Annotated in this window: 3 protein-coding genes and 1 pseudogene; 3 read left to right on the top strand and 1 reads right to left on the bottom strand. The window is 72.8% G+C overall.

Going from position 1 to position 3,001, the window contains the following annotated elements; all coding sequences use genetic code 11:
• Positions 1-210, top strand: a pseudogene (locus tag ACWGIG_RS38215) (hypothetical protein); the annotation flags it as partial.
• A 31-nt stretch (positions 211-241) separates the two neighbouring features.
• The gene (locus ACWGIG_RS38210; protein WP_453326329.1) at positions 242-1,201 is read left to right on the top strand and encodes an aminoglycoside phosphotransferase family protein; all 960 of its coding nucleotides are present in this window, start codon (positions 242-244) and stop codon (positions 1,199-1,201) included.
• Positions 1,202-1,229: 28 nt separating this feature from the next.
• On the opposite strand, the gene ACWGIG_RS38205 is transcribed toward ACWGIG_RS38210, so the two are convergent.
• Positions 1,230-2,102, bottom strand: a complete 873-nt coding sequence (locus ACWGIG_RS38205; protein ID WP_453326328.1) for an NAD(P)-dependent oxidoreductase — start codon at positions 2,100-2,102, stop codon at positions 1,230-1,232.
• A gap of 89 nt (positions 2,103-2,191) precedes the next feature.
• Between ACWGIG_RS38205 and ACWGIG_RS38200 the strand changes: the two genes are divergently transcribed.
• On the top strand, positions 2,192-2,803 hold the full coding sequence (locus tag ACWGIG_RS38200) for a TetR/AcrR family transcriptional regulator (protein WP_453326327.1): 612 nt from the start codon (positions 2,192-2,194) through the stop codon (positions 2,801-2,803).
• Positions 2,804-3,001: the final 198 nt, after the last annotated feature.

Raw genomic sequence — 3,001 nt, 5'->3', positions numbered from 1 at the left:
GAGGCGGGTTGCCGCCCCCGGCCCGGCGGCCCGCGGGCCGGGGGCGCCGGGGGGACCCCGCCCCTGGGCCCCGCCCCCGCGGCCCCGCGGCCCCGCGAGGCCGCCGGGGCGCTGCGCGAGGCGGCGGTGCGGGCGGTCCGCTGGCAGGGCGGCAGCGTAGCCTTTCCTGGGCTCGCCGAACTGACCACTTCGGTACGCGAAGGCGTCTGAGTCCTCCGAATCGAAGGAGAACACCCCACCTATGGCTTTCGAACCGTCGCAGCGCCTGGTGAAGGCGCTGGGCGAGGCGCAGGGGGAAACGGACGCCGCCGACTGGCTGGGGCGGTTGCCGGCACTCGCTCAGGAGGCCGTCGCCGCCCGGGAGTTGACGGTCGAACGCGTCCAGGCGCCGGGCGGTCGGAGCAGCATGGTGGTGCTGGTGCGCCGCCCCGACGGCACCCAGGGCGCGCTCAAGCTCGCCCCCGGGGCGGCCCATCCGGAGCGGGAGCGGGCGGCGCTCGCCCACTGGAACGGCTGGGGTGTCGTGCAGCTCGCCGACGACACCGCGGCCGGTGACGCTGCGGCCGATGACGCTGCGGCCGATGACACCGCCGCCTACGACACTGCCGCCGGTGACGGGGTGCTGCTCCTGGAGCGGCTGCACTGCGAGGTGTCGCTGCGTTCGCTGCCGGAGGCGAAGGCGCTCCTGGAGGCTGCCGGAGTCGTACGGAAGCTGTGGGTGGCCCCCGCGGACGCGCACCCGTTCGAGAGCGTCGAGGAGCGGACGGCGCGGCAGTCGACGCCGATGCGCGAGGCCCCCGGGGAACTGGCCCCGCTGGTCGACGCGGCGCTCGCGGCCCGCGACGAGCTGGTCGCCTCCTCCTCCGAACTCCTGCTCCTGCACGGCAACTTCAGGCAGGGCAAGGTGCTCGGCGGCGACCGCACGCCGTGGCTGGCGGTCGGCCCCGACCCCCTGGTCGGCGAGCGCGCCTACGATCTGGCACGCCTGGTCCGCGACCGGATCGACGACCAGATCGCGACCGCCGCGGGCTCCCCCGCCACCCGCCGCCGGATCAACCGGCTGGCCGATTCACTCGACGTGGACCGGGAGCGGCTGCACGGCTGGACGCTGTTCCGCGCGGTCGAGTCGGGGACGCGGGCCATGGCGGCGGGACGGACGCAGGACGGCGAGATGCTGCTGGAGTTCGCGAGCTGGCTCTAGCCGGACGTCGGGGCCGCCCCGCACCGGGTCAGGATCCCTTCTTGAACACCTCCACCAGGCTGGTGAGGCTGTCGTTGCCGTGCCCGGCGTCCGCGCCGCGCCGGAAGATGTCGAGCACCGCGGCGGGCAGCGCGGTGTCGACACCTGCGTCGCGGGTGGTGTGCAGGACGTGGTCGATGCTGGCGACGCCCATCGAGAGGCGTTCGACGTCGCCCACGATCTCGCCGGCGTCGAGGCGGGGCGTGTAGAAGGCGAAGAAGTTCGGCATGGTGCCCATGACGTCGGTGGCGTACGGCAGGAGCTCCTCGGCGGTGATGCCGTTCGCGTGCGCCACCGCGACGGCGTGCAGCCAGCTGGTGAGGCCGGTCCAGAACATGTCCATCTGGAGCTGGTAGTAGAGCGCCCCGAGCCCCGGGTCCTCACCCTTGTAGTCGGCGCGGGTGAGCACTTCGAGCACGTCCTTGTGCTGCTCGAAGACGTCCTTCGGGCCGCTGTAGTACGTGTACATCTCGGGGTTGCCGATGCCGGAGGGCGGTGCGCCGACACCGCCGGTGAGGTGCTGGGCGCCGTGCGAGGCGGCCCACTTCGCGGCGGCGCGGGCGCGCTCGGGGGTGTCGGAACTGAGGTTGACCAGGACGCGGCCGGACAGTGCCGCGGTGGCACCCTCCAGGATCGCGTACATCGCGTCGTAGTCGGTGAGGCTCAGGACGACCAACTCATTGGCCGCGAGGGCCTGTTCGACGGTCTCGGCGCGGACGGCGCCGCGGGCGACGAGGTCGTCGGCGCGGCTCGCGGTGCGGTTCCAGACGGTGACGCGGTGGCCTGCGGCGAGGTAGGCCGAGGCCATGGCCTGCCCCATCGGGCCGAGACCGATGACGGTGACGGAGAACTGCGTGCCCATAAGAATATCCCCTCTAGAACGAACGCTCTATCTAGGGATCACGCTAACACAGAGTCTGGAACGAACGCTCTATTTGGTAGAGTTCGACTGTGAAGACGAAGCAGCAGACGCCCCGGCAGGACCCCGAAGCCGCCCCCCTCGGTACGCGCGAGCGCATCGTCCGTACGACCTCACGGCTGATGCAGCGCCAGGGCTACCAGGGCACCGGCATCAAGCAGATCGCCCGCGAGGCGGAGGCCACCCTCGGTTCCGTCTACCACTTCTTCCCGGGCGGCAAGCAGGAGCTGGGCACGGCGGCCGTGCGGCACGGGGACGAGGAGTTCGCCGACATCCTGAAGAAGATGCTGGCCGCCGAGGACGACCCCGCGACGGCGGTCCTGGTCCTGACGAAGGTGCTCGGCGAGGGGCTGCGCGAGTCCGACTGGCTGGACGGCTGCCCGGTGACCTCGACGGTCGTCGGTACGGCGGCGGACTCCCCCGGCATCCAGGAGGCGGCGGCCGAGGCGTTCGCCGGGTGGCGGACGCTGGTGGCGGACGCGCTGCGCCGGGCGGGCTTCGGCGAGCGGGACGCGGTGGAGCTCGCGTACACCGTCATCAGCGCGCTGGAGGGTGCGGAGATGGCCGCCCAGGTGGCCCGCAGCACGGAACCGCTGGAGGTCGTGGGACGGCACTTGGCACGGCTGATCGGGTCGTATCGCTGAGACAGCCGGACCACGACGCGGCCGAAGGCCGCATTTGAGGGGCGCGGGGAACTGCGCGACGAGCCACGACGCACCCGCAGGTGATCCACCGGCCCCGCGGCAGCGGTTTCGGGAAGGGGCGGGGCGGGGGAGGGCCCGCGCAGCGACCCACCGATCCGCTGGTCGGGGCATACGGAAGGGCCCCGCACTCCGAGAAGG

The sequence above is a fragment of the Streptomyces sp. NPDC054863 genome, assembly GCF_053610825.1.
The sequence above is the reverse complement of the archived record's forward strand: the minus strand, read 5'-3'. Positions and strand labels throughout refer to the sequence as shown.